The following is a 14931-nucleotide window of genomic DNA, read 5'->3' as shown; positions in this document are numbered from 1 at the left end:
GTCGTGGCCACGGTGATCCTGCTCCGACATGCTCGTTCCACCGCCAACGGTTCCGGTGTGCTCGCTGGAAGATCGTTGGGCGTGGGTTTGGACGAACGCGGGCAGGCTCAGGCCGCGGCGCTCGTGGGCCGGTTGAAGGACATTCCGGTCGCCGCGGTGGTGTCGTCTCCGTTGCAGCGCTGCGAGGAGACGCTGGCGCCGCTGCTGGCGGACCGGGCGCTGGAAGCTGTCGCGGAGCCGGACGTGTCCGAAGTGGACTACGGCGCGTGGACCGGCAAGGCGTTGAAGGACCTGTTCAACGAGCCGTTGTGGGCGGTCGTGCAGCAGCATCCTTCCGCCGCGGTGTTCCCCGAGGGTGAGGGTCTCGCGCACGTGCAGGCCCGTGCGGTCGCCGCTGTGCGCGCGCATGACGCCCGGATCACGGCGGAACACGGGCCGGGTGCGGTGTGGGTGTTGTGCTCGCACGGCGATGTGATCAAGGCGGTGCTGGCCGACGCGCTGGGTGTGCACCTGGACGGGTTCCAGCGGATCGTGGTGGATCCGTGTTCGATCTCGGTGGTGCAGTACACGCAGACGCGGCCGTTCGTGTTGCGGGTCAACGACAACGGTGGTGATCTCGCGGGTGTGGTGCCCGCGGCGCCGCCGCAGGAGGAGCCGTCGTCGGACGCTACCGTGGGCGGCGCGACCGGGAGCTGAGGTAGCGCCGTTCGGGCACGCTCAGCGTCAGCTTCGCCGCCTTCTCGTACTCGGCTTTCGCTTGTTCGTGATCTCCTTGCAGGTCAAGGAGATGTGCTCGCACGGCGTGCACGCGGTAGTGGTCGAGGTCCAGTGTGGACAGTTCTTCCAGCGCTTGTCGCGGGCCGTGGACCATCGCGACCGCCACGATCCGGTTCAGCGCCACCATCGGGCCGGGCGCGGTGACGGTCAGCAGCTCGTAGAGGCCGAGAATCTCGTGCCAGTCGGTGTCTTGCGCGGTCTTGGCGTCCGCGTGCACGGCCGCGATCGCCGCCTGCAGCTGGTACGGGCCGATCTGCGCGGTTTCGAGCGCTTTCTGGATGAGTTCCGTGCCCTCGCTGATGGCCTGCCGGTCCCACTTGCCGCGGTCCTGTTCCGCGAGCGGGATCAGTGCGCCGTTCTCGTCGGTGCGGGCGGGCCGGCGTGCGTCGGTGAGCAGCATCAACGCGAGCAGCCCGGCGAGTTCGCCGTCGTGGGGGCGTCGGCGGTGCAGCTGGCGGGTCAGCCGGATCGCCTCGGCGGTGAGGTCGACGCGGACCAGGTCGTCGCCGGAGCTCGCGGTGGAGCCCTCGGTGAAGATCAGGTAGAGCACGTGCAGGACCGCGGTGAGGTCGTGCGGCGCCCGGAACCGGGCGCCTTTGACCTTCTGCTTGGCACGGCTGATGCGTTGCGCGATCGTCGCTTCCGGTACCAGGAACGCGCGGGCGATCTCGGCCGTGGTCAGGCCTCCGACCGCGCGCAGCGTCAGCGCGATCTGCGAGGCGGTGGTGAGTGATTCGTGGCAGCACAGCGCGAGGATCGTGAGCGTGTCGTCCTGCGCGGGTACCGGATCCGGCGGCGGCGGTGTCAGCGCGACGACCTTCTCCTCGCGCAGGCGTCGTGCGGTGTCCGAGCGGTACTGCTCGATCCAGCGCCGGCTGGCCGCGGTGATCAGCCAGCCCTTGGGGTTGTCCGGGACGCCGTCGCGCGGCCATTGCTGGGCGGCGCCGAGCAGGGCTTCCTGCACGGCGTCCTCGCACACGTCGAACTGCCCGTGACGGCGGACGAGCACGCCGAGGACCTGCGGCGCGAGTTCACGCAGCAGGCTCTCGACGCGCGGGGTGGTCCTCACATGTCGTCCAGCATCGACATGTCCCAGACCGGCCTGACCTCGATGCCGTCGTTGTGGGCGTCCGGCAGCGTGGCCGCGTGCGCGATGACCTGGTCGATCGTGTCCGCCTCGACCAGGTAGAAGCCGGCGAGGTACTCCTTGGCCTCGGCGAACGGCCCGTCGGTGACCACGACCTCGCCGTCGCGGATGCTCACGCCCTTGCCGGTCTCCGGTCCGGGAAGGCCCTCGCTGACGATCAGCTCCCCGGACGCGCGCAGCCGGTCGGTGAGGTCGTAGTGGTCCTTGCCGAACTGCATCTGCTGCTCGTCGGTGAGCTTGTCCCACGCGGCCCGCGACTTCGGGTTGCTGTAGATCAGGATCAGGTACTTCACTTCGGGCCTCCGCTCGTGGCTGCCAAAAATCTTCTCACCGCCATGTCGAGACCGCGGGGCGTGTCTCGACATCGGTGTGTCAGCCGACTTGACGGAGGTTTCGAGATGACGAGCACGCTGGTGCAGGACGAGGCCGCGATCCGGGCGGTGTTCACCGAGTTCGAGCAGGGCATGCGGGAACGCTCACCGGAACGGGTCGTCGCCCGGTACGCCGCGGACGCGGTGACGTTCACGTTGGCTCCGCCGCTGCGCAACACCGGTCTGGACGCCCGTGACCCGGAGGCGTTGGCGGGGTGGATGGCCGGGTTCACCGGGCCGATCACGATCGAGCACCGCGGCCTGGAGATCGCGGTGTCCGGGGACGTGGCGTTCGTGCACGGGCTGTCGCGGATGGCGGCGGTTCCGGTCGGTTATCCGGAGGGGTTCTCGATGTGGATGCGCACGACCGTGGGGCTGCGGCGGCGTGACGGGCGGTGGCTGGTCACGCACGAGCACCAGTCGGTGCCGTTCCACATGGACGGGTCGTTCCTGGCGGCCACCGATCTGCGGCCGTAGAAAGGTGTGCCGAGGCCCGGACCGTGCAGGGGGTCGGTCCGGGCCTCGGCGCTCGGGGAGGGCGGGTCGCTACTTGACGTTGACCGCGGCCCAGGCCCGGTTGACCGCCGCGTACTCCGGCGACGAGGCGCCGTAGAGGTCGGCCGCGGCGGCGAGGGTGCCGGTGCGGGCGGCGGCGTACTTGGTGCTGGAGGTGAACTTCGTGGTCAGCGCGCGGTACCAGATCTTCTCGGCCTTGGCGCGGCCGATGCCGGTGACGGGCTGGTTGTCGACGGTGGGGGAGTCGTAGGCGACGCCGTTGATCGTCTTCTGGCCGCTGCCCTCGGACAGCAGGTAGAAGAAGTGGTTGGCGATGCCCGAGGAGTAGTGCACGTCGACGTTGCCCGCCGTGGCCGACCAGTAGTCGAGGCTGCGGCCGTCCTTGGAGGGCTTGTCCATGTAGCGCAACGGCTTGCCGTCACCCCGGATGTTGATCTTCTCGCCGATCAGGTAGTCGCCGGCGTCTGCGGTGTTGCCGGCGTGGAACTCGGTGGTGGAGCCGAAGATGTCGCTGGTGGCCTCGTTGAGGCCGCCGGACTCACCGGAGTAGACCAGGCCCGCGGTGGCCGAGGTGACGCCGTGCGACATCTCGTGCGCGGCGACGTCGATCGAGGTCAGCGGGTTGCGGTTCTGGGCTCCGTCGCCGTAGGTCATGCAGAAGCAGGAGTCGCTCCAGAACGCGTTGCTGTAGTTGTTGCCGTAGTGGACCTTGCTCAGCGCGCCCACACCGTTGTTCTTGATGCCGCTGCGGCCGTGAATGTTCTTGTAGTAGTCCCACGTCTTCGCCGCGCCGTACGCCGCGTCGACACCGGCGGTCGCCTTGTCGGTGTAGGTGCCATTGCCCCACTTGTTGTCGGCGTCGGTGAACAGCGTGCCGGTGCCCGAGCCGTTGTTGAGGTTGTTGACGGCCTGGTTGCCGCGCGCCGGGTCCTTGAGCTGGAACGTCGAGCCCGACTGGGTCGTGTTCAGGGCGACCGCGCCGCTGAAGGTGGACTGGCCGGTGCCCTCCGCGACGTGGATGTCGTCGTAGGACAGCAGCGTCTCGCCGGTCTTGGCGTCGGTGAAGGTGTGCAGTTCGCTCGGCGTCTGGTCTTGTTTGACGCTGTGCTCGACGGTCTCCCACGCCAGCACGGGCGCGTGGTCCAGGGCGAACACGACGAGCGTCGCGCCGGAGCGGGCCGTGGCGGGCGCCGAGGTGTCGAGGCCCGCGAGGGTGGCCTCGGTCGCCTTGGTGACGCCGGTGAGCTGGCCGGCCTTCTGCGTGACGACGAGGTCGCCGCCGATGACCTTCAGGCCGTTGAGGGTGCGGTCGAACCGGAGGTGGTGCGTGCCGTCGGCGTCGCGCACGACGTCGCGCGGGACGAGCTGCTCACCGCCGGACAGGCCGAGGGCGGTGGAGATCGTCCCCGCCTGCCCAGCCGTGTTCTGCTCGGCTGCGTTGGCTCCGAGCGTGCCCGTGGCGGCCAGTGCCGCCGCGGACAGCAGGGCGGTGGTGATGCCCAGGGTTGTGCGTTTCATGAACGCTCCTTGTTCCGCTGCAGGGAGTGGTCGCTCCGGCGGTGCAGGGGTGCCGGGTCGACCACCGTGGAACAGCCCGGTCATCGTCGATCACTCGTCGATGACCGGGCGTGGTGATCGTATTGCTCTCAGTGCATGCGACCAGCCACTCCCAAATTGCGAGATTGCTTCACGAATTGCGCAGCGTCGCTGGTCAGGAGACCGGAATTTGCCCGCATAGTGGACATAAGAGCAGCTCAACGACCGTGGAAACACAACGGAAACTTTCCGTGCCGACCGTGCGGACGGCCTAATATGCTGCTCCGGTTGGTGCAGCCCTACCGGAGGGATCTTGTTTAGAGTTAACCGCCCAGCCTGAGACCTGGGTCACAGGTTCACGCGCGCGACGGCAGCCCTCTGATCAACTCCGCGACCTCCCGCGGCGTGAACTCCAGCGCGCTGACCCCCACGCTCACCTCGAAACTGCACCGCCGCGGATCCGGATTCGACCGCGCGTACAGGAACAGCTTGATCCCCGCGTCCTCGAGCAGGTTCTGCGCTGCCTGCTGCGCGGCCTCCCGTGACATCGGCAGATGAACGTGGAACACCGGAGTGACCGGCACCTCCGGGGTGGTGTGCGCGAACCCGTCGGCGTTGATCGCCGCCGCCAGCGCCTGCGCGTGGGCCTTGAACTCCGCCATCCGCGGCAGGTTCTCGTCCATGCCCATCAACGCGATCGCCGCCAACGGCCACGCGTCCACGATCGCCCCGCCCAACCGGCGCCGCCACACCGCCGCGTGCTCGATCGTCTCCGCGTCCCCCGCGAGCACCGCGCCCCGCACGCCTTCGAGTCCTTTGTAGAGCGACACGTACACGGTGTCGAACAGGTCCGCGATCTCGGCAGGTGTGGCGTCGTACCCGGTCTGCGCCTCCCAGAACCGCGCGCCGTCACAGTGTGCGGCCGCGCCGTTGTCCCGCGCCCATCGGGTTTGCGCCGCGAGGTCCGCGAACGCCGGCAGCTGGCCGCCGATGTCGCGCTGCGGCAGCTCGATCACGATCGCCGCCAGCGGTTCACCGACGGCCTTCAGGTCGTCGAGGGTGAGCAGTTCGTGGCGGTCGCCGGCCGGATGGAACCGCAGACCGTGCACCGCGCTGTAACCCTGGTTCTCCCACACGTGCATGTGCGACTGCGGATGCCCCGCGAACGCGCGCCGGCCCGTGCGCTCCGAGTGCACCCGCAACGCCGTCTGCTGCGCCATCGTCCCCGACGGGAAGAACAACGCGCGCGGCTTGCCCAGCAGGTCCGCGACCCGTTCCTCCAGCTCCCGCACCGGGTCCTGCGGCTGCGTCTGCGGGGTGATCCGCTCGGCGAGACGCCTCAGCACCTCGTGCGGCGACCGGCGCGCACCGGAATGGTTCGACAACGAACGGCGGATGTCCATCCCACGAGCCTAGCTGTTGCAACTAACTTGCAATAGCGGCTGTGCGGTGGTCAGGCAGCCACGCTCAGTCGCGCGTCCAGCTCGGCCTCGTCCGCGACGAACCACAACTGCCGGCCCTTGTTCGACTCGTACACGAAGTCACGCAACGCCGTGCTCGCCTCGACGTGCCGCGCGATGTCGCCGACCACCACCACCCGGAACCCGTACTGCTGCAGCTTCTGCACCACCGCACCCGCCACCCGCGTGCGCAACACGAAGAAGTCCTCGGTCAGCCGCGCCACCGGCAGCACCAGCCACTGCACGTCCTGACCCCACAACGTGCCGATCAGATCCACAGCGGACTGCTCGTCGGCGATCGGCGGCCCGTCCGGCGCGCACATCAGGACCGTGGCGCCGTGGCGCGTCTGCACAACATCAGGCATGACACGAAAACCTAGTGGCGCCACACTCCCGCTGTCGCGGCCAATTCCGATGCCACAGGTGATCCCAGAGCCCGAAAGGCCGGCTTCCATGCGCTTTCTCTCCACGACGCCCACCGACGGCATCACCGAACGCGACTTCGTCCACGACGGCGTCCCCGGCGTCCTGTGGACCCCCGGCCACCCAGCACCACTCGTCCTCGGCGCGCACGGCGGCGGCCAGCACAAACGAGCCCCCAGAACGCTCGCTCAGGCCGCCCGCTGCGTCGCCGCCGGCCTGGCGGTCGTGACCCTCGACTCGCCAGGACACGGCGACCGCCCACGATCCCCGCAGGACGACCGATTCATCACCGAGATCAGGGCCCGCACCGCGGCAGGCCAGGACGCCACGACCCTCCTCGACGAGTACTGCGCCGTTCTGGCCGCACAAGCGGTCCCCGAATGGCGATCCGCGCTCGACGACCTGCTCGACCTGCCCGACATCGACAGCGACACCGGCACCCGGTTCTGGGGCATGTCCATGGGCGCCGCCATCGGCATCCCACTCGCCGCCGCCGAACCCCGAGTCCGCGCGGCCGTGTTCGGACTCGTCGGCGCGTCCCCGAACCTCGTGCCCGCGGCAGCACAGGTGACGGTGCCGCTGCGGTTCCTGCTGCAGTGGGACGACCAACTGGTCGCCCGCGACGCCGGGCTCGCGCTGTTCGACGCCTTCGGCTCCCGGCAGAAGACGTTGCACGCCAACCCCGGCGGGCACGGCGAGGTGCCGGAGTCCGAACTGGACAGCGCGGTCCGGTTCCTCGCCGGGTGACGCCGCCCTCCGGGGCACGCGGCGGGTGAGCGGTTCGACGCGGTTCCTGTGGGACGCGGCTGGCCCGCGGTGGCGGGTTGAAGACGGGGCGGCTCACGTCCCAGGGCGCGACACCACGGTTCGGCGGCCGTGTGGTTCGACGCGGCCGGCACCCCGAAGCAGGGCGAACACGCGGCCTACTCCTCAGGGCACGACAGGGCAGTTCCGCACCCGTGCCGCGGCTCCGCGGTTCGACACGGCGGTTCCCCACGGTGCTGTGGCACCCCGCATGCGGCTGGGCCGACAATGCCGCGCCGAAAATGCCGGGCGTGGTGCGGCGGCGCTGCGTAGCGTCGCCGCACATGCGTGATCTTGCGGCGTTGCCCAAAGCCCACCTGCACGTGCACCTGGAAAGCACCGTGCGGGCAGACACCCTCGCCGAGCTCGCCGACCACCACGGCATCGACGTGCGGGCGCGGACCGGGCCGTTCGCCGACTTCACGCAGTTCGCCGACCACAACGGGGCAGTGCGGGACTGCCTGCGGCGAGCCGAGGACTTTCACCGGATCGCGTACGAGTTCTGCGCCGAGGAAGCAGCGCAGGGGACCCGGTACGCCGAGGTCACGTTCACCGCGGCAGCGCACGGAGAACGGCTCGCCGATCCGGACATGCCGCTCGAGGCGGTGTTGTCCGGGCTCGCCGCAGGACAGGCCGCCCACGGCATCGAATGCCGTGTGATCGTGGACCACCCTCGGAAACGGTCGGTCGAACGACTCGAGGCCTCGCTTCGGCTCGCGACACTGCACCCACGGGTCGTGGCGATCGGCATGGCGGGCGCGGAGGACTACCCGCTGACGCCGTTCGCCGCCGTGTTCCGTGCCGCGCGGGAAGCCGGGATCGGGCTCGTGCACCACGCGGGGGAGTGCTGCGGGGCGCCGAGCGTCGCCGAAGCCGTGACCGTCGGGCTCGCCGACCGGATCGGCCACGGGTTCCGCGCCCTCGAAGACCCGGAGGTCGTCGCGCTGCTGCGGGACCGCGCCATTCCGCTCGAAGCGTGTCCGTCGTCCAACGTAGCGTTGGGACTGGTCGACTCACTCTCCTCTCATCCACTGCCACAACTCGTCGAGGCCGGGCTGACCGTCACGCTCAGCACCGACATCCCCGCCACGACCGGCACCACCCTCACCGACGAGTACCGGGTGCTGCGCGACGTCCTCGGGTTCGACGACGACGCCCTCGCGGCGATCGCCACCAACGCCGTCGACGCCTCCTTCGCGCCCGCGGCCACGAAAACCGCGCTGCGTCAGGACATCGCCACCTGGCGGGCCGGCTCGTAACACACCAGACCGTGCCGCGCCGCCAGCAACGCCACCAGGTCCAGCACCTGCCGCTGACCCGGCCACACCACGTGCACGATCACCGCGTCCGTGCCCACCGTCAGCGCCTCGTTCCACGTCACCGGCGAGGCCGGGTCCGGTGAGGTCTGCCGCAACTCGCGCACGAACGCCGCCACCGCGGTGTCGAACGCGCCCAGCGGCGAGGACCGCAGCTCCGCATACCGCGCCGCCGCCTCCGGCAACGACGCCGGCCCCGGAGCCCGCCACACCACGACATCCACCGGGATGTCCATCACGCCACCTTCCCGAACAACGCGCCCAGCCGCGGAATCCGGGCCGAGATCTCCGCCGGATCCGCGAAATCCCACTGCTCACCGGACGGATCCGGAGACACCAGCACCTCCACGCCACGCGAGGCCAGCACCGACTCCAGATCACCGTCGAACGCCTCGGCCGCCACGTAGTCGAGGCCCTCCCAGTCCGGCCACTCGTCATCCGCCCACGCGTGCACGCCACCACGCGAGGCCAGCATCCGGACGTGCGGCAGATCCGCCAGCGCGTCCGGTGACGACTCCACCGACTCGAACACCTCCCGGCCCAGCCCGATCAGCCACGCCTGGAAGTAGAAGAACCCGTCGTCCGAGCACAGCCCGGCGCAGATCACGTCGGCCGCGTGCCAGTGCGCCCACGTGTCCACCCGCCGCCGCACCTCGTCCAGCCGGAGCGCGAACTCACACGCATCCGCGCCGGACAGAGCGGCGGTCAGCCACTCCAGCCGCTCGTCCTGCCCGGAGGTCTCCGCGGACGACCTCTCGACCAGGGCCCAGAACGCGTTCAGGTCCATGCCGAGCACGCTAGCGAGGGGGTCTGACAATTTTTGACGCCCGCGGATCGGACCAGGTCAGGCGGCCTTCTCCTGCCCACCCGACAGCTCCCACAACCGCGGCAGCCGCACCGCCGCCTCCACCGGCGAGTCCAAATCCCACACCGGACCCGAGAACGGGCCCGCGTCCGTCACCGGCACACACCCCAAGATCGCCAGCGCCCGGTCGAGCGAACGGCCCGTCGCGGCGAAGAACGCCTCGCGCGGCACCCGCTCCAGTCCCGGCCACAACGGCCACGCCGCATCCGGCCACGACTGTGCCCCGACCGCCAGCAACGTCCGCACCGCCGGCACCTCCGCCAGCGCGTCCGGGCACGACGCCACCGACCCCAGCACGTCGCGGCCCAGCCCGATCAACCACGACTGGAATGCGAAGAACTGCTCCGCCGAACACAAGCCGTCGCACAGAACATAAGCCGCGTGCCAGTGTGAGAACGTGTTCACCCGACCGCGTGACGCGCTCAGCAGCACCTCGAAACCGACAATGTCGCCCGGTAACAGCAAAGCCAGCCGCGACGTCAGCCACGCACGGCGTTCCCGCTGGTCAGAGGCGGAATGTGTCGATTCGTCGAGCAGGTCCCAGAAGACGTCGAGGTCCATGCCGACGACGTTATCGGGCGGGTCCGACAATTTTCGGGGTGCGCCGATCGGACGATCACGCCGTATTCCCGAACAACGCCCACAACCGCGGAATCCGGCACGCGATGTCGGCGGGATCCTCCATCTTCACGTCCTCACCGCCCGGCGACACATCCGACGCCCGCGTCTGCCCCCGCGACTCCAGCACCTCGTCCAGATCACCGGAGAACACCGCCTCGAACGCCGCGTCCGGCACCCGGTACAGCGCCTCCCAGTCCGGCCAGTCCTCATCCGCCCCGGAGTCCGCCGACGCCAAGCGCTGTACCGCGGGCAGGGACGCCAGCGCGTCCGGAGACTCCACGACCGACTCGAACACCTCGCGGCCCTGCCCGATCAGCCACGCCTGGAAGTAGAAGAACGAGTCCATGCCGCACAGGCCCCGGCAGATCAGCGTCGCCGCCTGCCAGTGCGCCCACGTGTCCACCCGCCGCCGCTGCTCGTCCAGGCGCACCGCGAAGTCGGCGATCTCACCGGCCGGTAACAACGCCAGCCGCCCGGACAGCCACGCCCGCCGTTCGTCCAGGTCAACCGCCTTCTCCCGCGCGTGATCGACCAGTCTCCAGAAGCCCCCGGTGTCCATGCCGCCACGCTAGCGGCCGGGTCCGACAGTTATTGGCGCGAACGATTTGAACGTCCTGACTATCCTTGAGCGCAAATGGACACCCCGCTCGCTGAACTGCACAAACGCCTGCCCGAGCTCATGCCGCGTGATCAACGCCGGCTCGCCAGGCGCCTCGACGGCGTACGCCGGGTCACAGACCCGCTCGCCCGCAAGAAGATCACCGAGGAGATCGCCGCCCAGATCGACGAGGCCGCCCTCGTGGTCGAGCTGCGCCGGGAGTCCGTTCCCAAGATCACCTATCCGCAGGAACTGCCGGTCAGCCAGCACAAGGACGGCATCAAAGAGCTGATCGCGAACCACCAGGTCGTGATCGTCGCCGGCGAGACCGGGTCCGGCAAGACCACCCAGCTGCCCAAGATCTGCCTGGAGCTCGGCCGCGGCGTCACCGGCCAGATCGGCCACACCCAGCCCCGCCGCATCGCCGCCCGCACCGTCGCCGAACGCGTCGCCGAGGAGCTCGGCACCAAACTCGGTGACGCCGTCGGCTACAAGGTCCGGTTCACCGACCAGTCCGGCGACGACACCCTGGTCAAACTCATGACCGACGGCATCCTGCTCGCCGAGATCCAGACCGACCGGACGCTGAGCCGCTACGACACGATCATCATCGACGAGGCCCACGAACGCAGCCTCAACGTCGACTTCCTGCTCGGCTACCTCAAACAGCTGCTGCCGCGCCGCCCGGACCTCAAGATCGTGATCACCTCCGCCACGATCGACCCGCAACGCTTCAGCCAGCACTTCGAGAACGCCCCGATCATCGAGGTCTCCGGCCGCACCTACCCCGTCGAGACCCGCTACCGGCCGCTCGACGAGGACGACGACCAGACCCAGGGCATCATCAACGCCGTCCACGAACTGCAGGCCGAAGGCCCCGGCGACGTCCTGGTGTTCCTGTCCGGCGAACGCGAGATCCGCGACACCGCCGACGCCCTCAAACAAGAAGACCTCCGCAACACCGAGATCCTCCCGCTCTACGCCAGGCTCAGCGTCGGCGAGCAGCACCGCGTCTTCCAGCGCCACACCGGCCGCCGGATCGTGCTCGCCACCAACGTCGCCGAGACCAGCCTCACCGTGCCGGGCATCAAGTACGTCATCGACCCCGGCAACGCCCGCATCTCCCGCTACAGCCACCGCCTCAAGGTCCAGCGACTGCCCATCGAACCGATCTCGCAGGCGTCCGCGAACCAGCGCAAGGGCCGCTGCGGCCGCGTCAGCGAAGGCATCTGCATCCGCCTGTACTCCGAAGAGGACTTCGAGGCACGGCCCGAGTTCACCGACGCGGAGATCCTGCGCACCAACCTCGCCAGCGTCATCCTGCAGATGACCGCCATCGGCCTCGGCGACGTCGCGAAGTTCCCGTTCATCGACCCGCCGGACTCGCGCAACATCAACGACGGCATCGGCCTGCTCCAAGAACTCGGCGCCCTCAACGCCGCCCAGAAGGGATCATCGGAGCAGAAACTCACCCCGACCGGCCGCAAGCTCGCCCAGCTGCCCGTCGACCCGCGCCTGGGCCGCATGGTGCTCGAAGCCGACACCACCGGCTGCCTCAAAGAAGTCATGATCATCGCCGCGGCACTGTCCATCCAGGACCCCCGCGAACGGCCCGCCGACCACCAGGAAGCCGCCACGCAGCAGCACGCCCGGTTCGTCGACAAGGAATCCGACTTCGTCACCTTCCTGAACCTGTGGCAGTACCTCAAGGAACAGCAGAAGGCGCTGAGCGGCAACCAGTTCCGCAAACTGTGCAAGAACGAGTTCCTCAACTACCTGCGCGTGCGCGAATGGCAGGACATCTACCTGCAGCTGCGCCAGGTCGCCAAGCAGATCGGCTTGCACCCCGCCGACCAGCCCGGCGACCCCCGCAACATCCACATCGCCCTGCTGTCCGGTCTGCTCAGCCACATCGGCGTCCAGGACGTCCTCAAAAAGCAGGCCCCCGGCGAGAAACGCCGCCCCCTCACCGAGTTCCTCGGCGCCCGCAACGCCAAGTTCGCGATCTTCCCCGGCTCCGCGCTCGCCAAGAAACCACCGCAGTGGGTGATGGCCGCCGAACTCGTCGAGACCAGCCGCCTGTGGGGCCGCATCGTCGCCAAGATCGAACCCGAATGGGCCGAACGCCTCGGCGAACACGTCGTCAAACGCCAGTACTCCGAACCGCACTGGGAAACCAAACGCGGCAGCGTCGTCGCCCTGGAGAAGGTCACGCTCTACGGCGTGCCGATCGTCGCCGGCCGCAAGGTCAACTACGGCCGCATCGACCCCGAACTCAGCCGTGAGCTGTTCATCCGCCACGCCCTCGTGCAGGGGGAGTGGACCACCCACCACCGGTTCTTCCACACCAACCGCGCCCTGCTCGACGAGGTCGAGGAACTGGAGAACCGCGCCCGCCGCCGCGACATCGTCGTCGACGAGGAAACCCTCTACGAGTTCTACGACCAGCGCGTCGCCGCCGAGGTCGTCTCCGCGCGGCACTTCGACTCCTGGTGGAAGAAGCAGAAGGACAAGAACCTCCTGACCTTCACCAAGGAAATGCTGGTCAACGACCGCGCCGACGTCAGCCCCGACGCCTACCCCGACCAGTGGCGCCAAGGCGAACTCACGCTGCCGCTGAGCTACCACTTCGAGCCCGGCACCAAGAAGGACGGCATCACCGTCCAACTCCCGCTGCCCGCGCTCACCACCCTGGACGACGACGCGTTCTCCTGGCAGATCCCCGGCCTGCGCCACGAACTCGTCGTCGCGCTGATCCGGTCGCTGCCCAAACAGCTGCGCCGCAACTTCGTGCCCGTCCCCGACGTCGCCACCGCCGTCCTCGCCCGCCTCACACCCGCCGACACGTCCCTGCTCGGCGGCATCGAACGCGAACTGCGGGCACTCACCGGCGTCACCGTGCAGCGCGAGGACTGGCAGTTCGACGCCGTCCCCGACCACCTCAAGCTCACCTTCCAGGTCGTCGACGAGCAGAACCGCACCCTGGCCGAGGGCAAGGACATCGCCGCGCTCAAGGAAAAACTGCGCGACGAGGTCCGCGAGTCGCTCAGCCAGGCCGCCGGCCACCTCGAACGCACCGGGCTCACCACCTGGGACTTCGACGCCCTGCCGAAAACGATCGAGCAACGGCAGTCCGGTATCACCGTCACCGCCTACCCCTCGCTCGTCGACCACGGCTCCGCGGTTGCGATCAAGGTCCTCGACACCCCCGGCCGGCAGACCTACGCCCACCGCCGCGGCGTGCGCCGGTTGTTGCTGCTGGGCATCAACTCACCGGTCAAACACCTGCAACGCCACCTCGACAACGCCGCCAAGCTCGCCCTGACCCGCAACCCGCACGGCGGCGTCGCGAACCTGCTGTCCGACTGCATCATGGCCGCCGTCGACCGGCTCATGGGCGAACCCGCGTGGGACGCTCGAAGCTATGCCGCGCAACTGAAGAAGGTCCAGGCCGCGCTGAACGACACCACCTGGGTCGTCGTGCAGGAAGTCCGCAAGGTCCTCGAAGCCGCCCACGAGGCCGAGCTGAAACTGACCGGGCTCAAGGGCGCACCGGACTCCGTCGCCGACATCCGCGCACAGCTCAACTCGTTGGTGTACAAGGGATTCGTCACCCACACCGGCTACGACCGGCTGCCCGACCTCGTGCGCTACCTCAAAGGCATCTCCCGGCGCATCGAGAAACTGCCCGAGAACCCGCGCCGCGACCTCGACTGGACCGGCAAGGTCCACCAGGTCCACGCCGAGTACCGGGAACTGCGCGCGCAGACCCCGGCCGACGAACCCGCGCCGGAGCTCGACGAGATCCGCTGGATGATCGAGGAACTGCGGCTGTCGTACTTCGCCCAGACCATCGGGACGCGGTACACCGTCAGCGACAAGCGCATCTACAAGGCTTTGGACGCCGTGCCCTTGTAGCAGCCGCTACCGTCGGATGACATGCACCTCGACCAGAGCAAGCACAGATGGGTGGTGTCGAGCGGCCCCGGCGACACCTTCGCCCTCTACGTCCGCGACGCCCTCGGCATCAGCACCCCCACCGCCGACGCCATCCCACCCCTGACGCCGCCGGTGCCGCGGCTGCACGGCGTCACGGTGCCCGAGACCTTCGGGGCCGAGTGGGACCGGTGGTGGAGGCAGTCCCTCGTCACCGGCGGCGCCCAGCACGTACCCGGCCGCTGGCCCGCCGGCCTGCCAGAAGAACTGGTCGGCGCCCACGAACAATGGGAGCCCGACCGGCGCTCACCCGAGAACACCCAGCGCCGCGACGACGCCAGGGCCGCCTTCTCGGACCTGCTCCGCGAGGTCGTCGATCAGCTCACCGAAGAACTCGGCCACCCGCCGGTGTTCGAGCTCGACATCATCGAGATCCCCGTCGCAGGCCAGTTCTGGCGCCGGCTCACCACGAGCAAAGTGCTCGTCTCCGAAGAGCTCAAGATCTCCCGCAACGTCCTCGCGCCACTCGAGTCAGTGCTGCGAGACCTCGCCCAGTAGCCG

15 protein-coding genes are annotated in these 14931 nt (G+C 69.0%); 6 read left to right on the top strand and 9 right to left on the bottom strand.

The window, feature by feature from the left end; translation table 11 throughout:
• Nucleotides 1-3: 3 nt before the first annotated feature.
• Nucleotides 4-696, top strand: coding sequence for a histidine phosphatase family protein (locus tag G7043_RS39530; RefSeq protein WP_313888302.1), 693 nt, complete (start codon nucleotides 4-6; stop codon nucleotides 694-696).
• On the opposite strand, the gene G7043_RS39525 is transcribed toward G7043_RS39530, so the two are convergent.
• Entirely contained in the window at nucleotides 668-1846 is a 1179-nt protein-coding gene (locus G7043_RS39525; RefSeq protein ID WP_166053818.1) for an RNA polymerase sigma factor, read from the bottom strand. The two genes, G7043_RS39530 and G7043_RS39525, sit on opposite strands and share 29 nt — an antisense overlap.
• Nucleotides 1843-2217 (bottom strand): YciI family protein, encoded by a 375-nt coding sequence (locus tag G7043_RS39520; RefSeq protein ID WP_166053817.1) that lies wholly within the window; start codon nucleotides 2215-2217, stop codon nucleotides 1843-1845. Before G7043_RS39520 ends, G7043_RS39525 begins: the two co-directional genes overlap by 4 nt.
• Nucleotides 2218-2322: 105 nt before the next feature.
• Here G7043_RS39520 and G7043_RS39515 point away from each other — a divergent pair, with 105 nt between their 5' ends.
• Complete coding sequence (locus G7043_RS39515) at nucleotides 2323-2772, top strand: YybH family protein (RefSeq protein WP_166053816.1); 450 nt, start codon at nucleotides 2323-2325, stop codon at nucleotides 2770-2772.
• 69 nt (nucleotides 2773-2841) lie between these two features.
• Here G7043_RS39515 and G7043_RS39510 read toward each other — a convergent pair whose 3' ends face one another.
• From G7043_RS39510 to G7043_RS39500, 3 genes are all read right to left on the bottom strand, one after another.
• Entirely contained in the window at nucleotides 2842-4329 is a 1488-nt protein-coding gene (locus tag G7043_RS39510; protein ID WP_207312318.1) for a M4 family metallopeptidase, read from the bottom strand.
• Nucleotides 4330-4703: 374 nt separating this feature from the next.
• The gene (locus G7043_RS39505) at nucleotides 4704-5750 is read right to left on the bottom strand and encodes a threonine aldolase family protein (protein WP_166053814.1); all 1047 of its coding nucleotides are present in this window, start codon (nucleotides 5748-5750) and stop codon (nucleotides 4704-4706) included.
• A 50-nt stretch (nucleotides 5751-5800) separates the two neighbouring features.
• A complete protein-coding gene (locus G7043_RS39500) occupies nucleotides 5801-6172 on the bottom strand; it encodes a DUF4180 domain-containing protein (RefSeq protein ID WP_166053813.1) in 372 nt (123 codons plus the stop codon).
• Nucleotides 6173-6260: 88 nt separating this feature from the next.
• Between G7043_RS39500 and G7043_RS39495 the strand changes: the two genes are divergently transcribed.
• Both G7043_RS39495 and add read left to right on the top strand, forming a co-directional pair.
• The gene (locus tag G7043_RS39495) at nucleotides 6261-6977 is read left to right on the top strand and encodes an alpha/beta hydrolase (protein ID WP_166053812.1); all 717 of its coding nucleotides are present in this window, start codon (nucleotides 6261-6263) and stop codon (nucleotides 6975-6977) included.
• Between the two features lie 341 nt (nucleotides 6978-7318).
• Nucleotides 7319-8293, top strand: a complete 975-nt coding sequence (gene add, locus G7043_RS39490; protein ID WP_166053811.1) for an adenosine deaminase — start codon at nucleotides 7319-7321, stop codon at nucleotides 8291-8293.
• Here add and G7043_RS39485 read toward each other — a convergent pair.
• From G7043_RS39485 to G7043_RS39470, 4 genes are read right to left on the bottom strand one after another with little or no spacing between them, the layout of a single operon-like run.
• On the bottom strand, nucleotides 8260-8586 hold the full coding sequence (locus tag G7043_RS39485; protein ID WP_166053810.1) for a hypothetical protein: 327 nt from the start codon (nucleotides 8584-8586) through the stop codon (nucleotides 8260-8262). The two genes, add and G7043_RS39485, sit on opposite strands and share 34 nt — an antisense overlap.
• Nucleotides 8586-9137: a DUF4240 domain-containing protein gene (locus G7043_RS39480; protein ID WP_166053809.1), complete on the bottom strand. Its 552-nt coding sequence runs from the start codon at nucleotides 9135-9137 to the stop codon at nucleotides 8586-8588. The genes G7043_RS39485 and G7043_RS39480 overlap by 1 nt, the downstream gene beginning before the upstream one ends.
• A gap of 57 nt (nucleotides 9138-9194) precedes the next feature.
• Nucleotides 9195-9776, bottom strand: a complete 582-nt coding sequence (locus G7043_RS49640) for a DUF4240 domain-containing protein (RefSeq protein ID WP_166053808.1) — start codon at nucleotides 9774-9776, stop codon at nucleotides 9195-9197.
• A gap of 55 nt (nucleotides 9777-9831) precedes the next feature.
• Nucleotides 9832-10395 (bottom strand): DUF4240 domain-containing protein, encoded by a 564-nt coding sequence (locus G7043_RS39470; RefSeq protein WP_166053807.1) that lies wholly within the window; start codon nucleotides 10393-10395, stop codon nucleotides 9832-9834.
• A gap of 75 nt (nucleotides 10396-10470) precedes the next feature.
• Here G7043_RS39470 and hrpA point away from each other — a divergent pair, with 75 nt between their 5' ends.
• Both hrpA and G7043_RS39460 read left to right on the top strand, forming a co-directional pair.
• On the top strand, nucleotides 10471-14352 hold the full coding sequence (hrpA, locus tag G7043_RS39465) for an ATP-dependent RNA helicase HrpA (protein WP_166053806.1): 3882 nt from the start codon (nucleotides 10471-10473) through the stop codon (nucleotides 14350-14352).
• A gap of 21 nt (nucleotides 14353-14373) precedes the next feature.
• A complete protein-coding gene (locus tag G7043_RS39460; protein ID WP_166053805.1) occupies nucleotides 14374-14928 on the top strand; it encodes a hypothetical protein in 555 nt (184 codons plus the stop codon).
• Nucleotides 14929-14931 lie beyond the last annotated feature (3 nt).

It is taken from the genome of Lentzea alba (assembly GCF_011067745.1).
GTDB lineage: Bacteria > Actinomycetota > Actinomycetes > Mycobacteriales > Pseudonocardiaceae > Lentzea > Lentzea alba.
The sequence above is the reverse complement of the archived record's forward strand: the minus strand, read 5'-3'. Positions and strand labels throughout refer to the sequence as shown.

What these genes read in the sequence shown, in the direction of transcription:
- G7043_RS39515 (WP_166053816.1), top strand. Translation starts at nt 2,323, where the DNA reads ATGACGAGCACGCTGGTGCAGGACGAGGCCGCGATCCGGGCGGTGTTC.
- G7043_RS39510 (WP_207312318.1), bottom strand. Translation starts at nt 4,329, where the DNA reads ATGAAACGCACAACCCTGGGCATCACCACCGCCCTGCTGTCCGCGGCG.
- G7043_RS39505 (WP_166053814.1), bottom strand. Translation starts at nt 5,750, where the DNA reads ATGGACATCCGCCGTTCGTTGTCGAACCATTCCGGTGCGCGCCGGTCG.
- G7043_RS39500 (WP_166053813.1), bottom strand. Translation starts at nt 6,172, where the DNA reads ATGCCTGATGTTGTGCAGACGCGCCACGGCGCCACGGTCCTGATGTGC.
- G7043_RS39495 (WP_166053812.1), top strand. Translation starts at nt 6,261, where the DNA reads ATGCGCTTTCTCTCCACGACGCCCACCGACGGCATCACCGAACGCGAC.
- add (WP_166053811.1), top strand. Translation starts at nt 7,319, where the DNA reads ATGCGTGATCTTGCGGCGTTGCCCAAAGCCCACCTGCACGTGCACCTG.
- G7043_RS39485 (WP_166053810.1), bottom strand. Translation starts at nt 8,586, where the DNA reads ATGGACATCCCGGTGGATGTCGTGGTGTGGCGGGCTCCGGGGCCGGCG.
- G7043_RS39480 (WP_166053809.1), bottom strand. Translation starts at nt 9,137, where the DNA reads ATGGACCTGAACGCGTTCTGGGCCCTGGTCGAGAGGTCGTCCGCGGAG.
- G7043_RS49640 (WP_166053808.1), bottom strand. Translation starts at nt 9,776, where the DNA reads ATGGACCTCGACGTCTTCTGGGACCTGCTCGACGAATCGACACATTCC.
- G7043_RS39470 (WP_166053807.1), bottom strand. Translation starts at nt 10,395, where the DNA reads ATGGACACCGGGGGCTTCTGGAGACTGGTCGATCACGCGCGGGAGAAG.
- hrpA (WP_166053806.1), top strand. Translation starts at nt 10,471, where the DNA reads ATGGACACCCCGCTCGCTGAACTGCACAAACGCCTGCCCGAGCTCATG.
- G7043_RS39460 (WP_166053805.1), top strand. Translation starts at nt 14,374, where the DNA reads ATGCACCTCGACCAGAGCAAGCACAGATGGGTGGTGTCGAGCGGCCCC.